Below are 4913 nucleotides of genomic sequence, written 5' to 3'. Positions count from 1 at the left end.
ACCGGCCTATCCCAAGAATAATGTGGAAGGTAACCGCCGCGTTGAAGTTATTTTTGTGAAGAAATAAAGGACTGACATGTCGAACCGAATTGAAGTTGCCCTAAAAGACGGCGTACGCGATGCCCGTGGTGAGCGGATCAAGCGTGAAATCGAACATTTTCTGCACTTAAGCATCCAGCAGGTGCGTACCATCGACATCTTTACCGTGGATGCCGACCTGTCCCGTCTGGAGCTGGAAGCAGCGGCCTCAGGTCCGTTCTGCGATCCAGTCATCCAAAATCACAGCATCGACCTGCCGCAGGCAGTGGGCTTTGACTGGGCCGTGGAAGTTGGCTTTCGGCCAGGTGTCACCGACAACATCGGGCGGACAGCTGGAGAAGCAGTTTCCTACCTGATCCAACGCCCTCTTGCAGACAGCGAAGCGGTCTATTCTTCGGTCCAGTACCTATTCACAGGGAAACTGAGCGCCGAGCAGGTAGAGAAGATCGCCACCGGCCTGCTCTGCAACACCCTGATCCAGCGTTACAGCGTCATGTCTGCGGCTGATTTTATGGCCAAGCGGGGCTTCCCCACCACCGTACCCAAGGTAACCGGCGCAACCAAAGGCCAGGTGCGGGAGATGGATCTGGAGGTCTCTGACGAAGAGCTGCTGCGGATCAGCAAAGATGGCGTGCTGGCCCTGACCCTGGAGGAGATGAAGATTATCCAGGCCCACTACCGCGATCCAAAGGTTCTGGCAGAGCGGGCCAAGCAAGGCCTGGGCGCAAAGCCAACCGATGTGGAGCTGGAGTGTCTGGCCCAAACCTGGTCAGAGCACTGCAAACACAAGATCTTTAGTGGCACCGTGCAGTACGAAGATGAAAACGGCACCAAGCAGGAGATCAAATCACTGTTCAAGTCCTACATCCAGCGGGTCACCAAAGATGTGCGCGCCAACCTGGGTGATAAAGATTTCTGTCTTTCAGTATTCAAGGACAACGCCGGGGTAATCACCTTTGATGAAAACAACTCGTTGGTGTTCAAGGTTGAGACCCACAATTCGCCTTCTGCCCTTGATCCCTACGGCGGGGCGCTAACCGGCATCGTGGGGGTCAACCGCGACCCGTTTGGCACCGGCCAGGGTTCCAAGCTGATCTTCAATACCGATGTATTCTGTTTTGCTGACCCGTTCTACGACAAGCCACTGCCCTCCCGTCTACTGCATCCCCGCCGGATCTTTGAAGGGGTGGTTGAAGGCGTTGAGCATGGCGGCAACAAGTCCGGCATCCCCACCGTCAACGGCTCGATCGTGTTTGATGAGCGCTTTGCCGGTAAGCCGCTGGTGTTCTGCGGCACCGCCGGTATGATGCCTGCCCGGGTTAACGGCATTGCCGGCCACGAAAAGAGCATCAAGCCGGGCGACCTGATCGTGATGTCAGGCGGCAGGATCGGCAAGGACGGCATCCACGGCGCAACCTTCTCATCGGAAGAGCTAAACGAAAATTCGCCAGTTACGGCGGTACAGATCGGCGATCCGATCACCCAGAAGCGGATGTTTGATTTCCTGATCCGTGCCCGTGACAAGGGATTGTACCGCTTTATCACCGACAACGGCGCTGGCGGACTTTCCTCCTCAATCGGCGAAATGGCAGGCGAATGCAACGGTTGCCGGATGGATCTGTCCAAGGCTCCCTTGAAGTATCCCGGCCTTGATCCCTGGGAGATCCTGATCTCCGAGGCTCAGGAGCGGATGTCCATGGCAGTTCCGCCAGAGAAACTGGACGAATTCATGGCTATGTCCAAGCGGTTCGGGGTGGAATCCACCGTGCTGGGTGAATTCACCGACAGCGGCATCTTCCATATGCAGTATGGCGACAAGACCGTGGCCTGGCTGCCGATGGAGTTCATGCATGAAGGACTGCCGCCGATGCAGATTCCGGCCAAATGGCAGCCACCGGTCAACCCTGAGGCACCGGCCCAGGACAAGGAAGACTGGACCGCTGACCTGTTGGGGCTGCTGGGACAGCTTAATATCTGCTCCAAGGAATCAGTGGTCCGGCGTTACGACCATGAGGTACAGGGTGGCTCAGTGGTCAAGCCGTTCACCGGCGTAACCAACGATGGCCCGTCCGATGCTGCCGTGGTCAGGCCGATCCTTGACTCATACAAAGGGGTGGTGGTCTCCCACGGCATCTGCCCCCGTTACTCTGATATTGACGCATACTGGATGGCTGCCAACGCCCTGGACGAGGCGCTGCGCAACTATGTGGCAGTTGGTGGCAATCCTGGTCATTGGGCTGGCCTGGACAACTTCTGCTGGTGTGATCCGGTCCTGTCGGAAAAGACCCCGGACGGCCCGTACAAGATGGCCCAACTGGTTCGCGCTAACCAGGCGCTGCTGGATCTCTGCGTGCCGATCAACCTGCCGTTGGTCTCCGGCAAGGATTCGATGAAGAACGACTTCTACGACGGCACCACCAAGATCTCGATCCCGCCAACCCTGCTGTTTTCGGTAATCGGTACGATTCCTGATATCCGCAACGCCGTGACCATGGACTTCAAACGGGCAGGTGACATCATCTGCCTGCTGGGGGCAACCAAAGACGAGCTAGGCGGTTCCGAGTATCTGGCCATGCAGGGTTACACCGGCAACAAGGTGCCCAAGGTGGAGATCACCTCCGCCTTGGCCCGCTACAAGGCACTGCACGGGGCGATCATGTCCGGTCTGGTGGCATCCTGCCATGACCTTTCAGATGGTGGTCTGGCCGTAGCACTTGCTGAATCGGCCTTTTCCGGCGGTTTTGGCTGCCGCGCAGAGCTGGCCAATGTCAGGTTTGAAGGCGATCAACGGTACCGTACCGACGAAACCCTGTTGTTCTCTGAATCAGCCTCCCGCCTGCTGGTAACGGTGCATCCGGCCCAGTGGTCAGCCTTTGAAGAGGCTATGGCCGGTACGGTGTATGCTCAGATCGGCCAGGTTATGGATAACGAGACCGTTACCATTGCTGGACTGGAAGGCAAGTCTGTGCTTTCAGCTGATCTTGCCAAGCTGAAAAATGCCTGGCAACGCCCATTGCAGGAGCTGTAAGCGACTATCGCTCCCATGGGCACAACCATCCTGCATACCCTTAAAACCGTTTTCGGTTTTCATGACTTCCGCCCTCCCCAGCAGGAAGTCATTGAACGGGTGCTGGCTGGTGAGGATGTTTTTCTGGTAATGCCCACCGGCGGTGGGAAATCGCTCTGCTACCAGATCCCGGCCCTGCATCGGGATGGTCTGGCAATTGTCGTATCACCACTGATCGCCCTGATGAAGGATCAGATGGATGCCCTGATTGCAAATGGTGTACAGGCTGCCTGCCTGAACTCATCGCTCTCTGCGGCTGAAGCCGGCAGAGTATTTCAGCAGTTGGACAAGGGGACTCTGGATCTGCTGTATGTTGCTCCGGAACGGCTGATGATGCCGGAATTTCTGGAGCGGCTTGGCACACTAAAACTGGCACTGTTTGCCATTGACGAGGCGCACTGTATCTCGCAATGGGGACATGATTTCAGGCCTGAATACACACAGCTGGGTCGCCTGCGGCCGCTTTTCCCCGGTGTGCCGATTGTGGCTATGACCGCCACCGCGGACCCGGAAACCCGCAAGGATATTCTAGGGCAGCTGGGTCTTCCCAATGCGACGGTTTTTGTGGCTGGTTTTGATCGCCCCAACATTACCTACACGGTAATCCCCAAGCAAAAGCCGCTGGCCCAGCTTGGGTCATTTCTCCGCAACCGGCGGGATGAGGCAGGGATTGTCTATGCCTTAAGTCGCAAACGGGTCGATCAGGTAGCCAAGCAGCTACAGGCCGCCGGATTTAGTGCTGCCGCCTACCACGCCGGTCTGCCGGACGATGAGCGCAAACGTGTTCAGGAGGCATTCCAGCGGGATGATATCCGTATTGTGGTGGCTACGGTTGCCTTTGGCATGGGGATAGATAAACCAAACGTCCGCTTTGTGGTGCATTATGATATGCCCAAAAGCGTGGAAAGTTATTATCAGGAAACCGGACGGGCCGGACGGGATGGTCTGCCATCCGAGGCGTTGATGTTGTTCGGCATGGGTGATGTCATGACCGCCCGCAAGCTGATAGAAAACAGTGACAACGCAGAGCGGGTAAGAATCGAGATCCAGAAGCTGAATGCCATGGTGGCCTATGGTGAGGCGCTGAGCTGCCGCCGTCGGGCGCTTTTGTCCTACTTTGGTGATCAGCGTGATCATGACTGCGGCAACTGCGATATCTGCACCGATCCGCCCCAGCGCTTTGATGCTACCGTGCTGGCACAAAAGGCGCTCTCATGCGTGTACAGGACCGGTGAGCGGTTCGGCATGATGCATCTGATTGAAGTACTACGGGGCAGTAAAAACCAACGGGTGCTGGATCTGAAGCATGATAAACTTTCCACCTGGGGGATCGGTGCCGACACACCTGCAGCACAGTGGGAAAACATTATCCGGCAGCTGATTCACTTAGGCTATCTGAGCCAGGATTTTACCCGCTTTGGTGCACTTTCCCTTTCTTCTGCAGCCCGTCCGGTGCTCAAGGGTGAGATGGTTGTCACGCTGGGTATGCCCCGTAACACCGCGGAGACGGTGGAGCGCACCAGAAAACGGGCCGGTGCAAAAAAAGATTACGACCAGGCCCTGTTTGACAAACTGCGGGCTCTGCGCAAACAGATTGCCGACACCGCCAAACTGCCTCCCTTTGTGGTGTTTTCTGATGCTACACTGGCAGGAATGGCCCACAGCACCCCCAAAAACCTGCAGGAGATGCGTCAGGTCAGTGGTGTCGGAGATCGCAAGCTGCAACAATACGGAGATGCATTTCTGGCAGAGATCAGGCAGTATCAGGCAGGGGACAATGAAATCTATATGGTTGAGTAAACACCTA

2 protein-coding genes are annotated in these 4913 nt (G+C 56.6%); both read left to right on the top strand.

The window, feature by feature from the left end:
* The first annotated feature begins 76 nt into the window (after positions 1–76).
* A complete protein-coding gene (gene purL, locus OEL57_RS14000; protein ID WP_300741258.1) occupies positions 77–3067 on the top strand; it encodes a phosphoribosylformylglycinamidine synthase subunit PurL in 2991 nt (996 codons plus the stop codon).
* Between the two features lie 15 nt (positions 3068–3082).
* Positions 3083–4906 (top strand): DNA helicase RecQ, encoded by a 1824-nt coding sequence (gene recQ, locus OEL57_RS13995; protein WP_300741257.1) that lies wholly within the window; start codon positions 3083–3085, stop codon positions 4904–4906.
* Positions 4907–4913: the final 7 nt, after the last annotated feature.

The sequence above is a fragment of the Trichlorobacter sp. genome, from assembly GCF_030247655.1.
Taxonomy (GTDB): Bacteria; Desulfobacterota; Desulfuromonadia; order Geobacterales; family Pseudopelobacteraceae; genus Trichlorobacter.
This window is presented reverse-complemented; position numbering and strand designations above follow the sequence as displayed.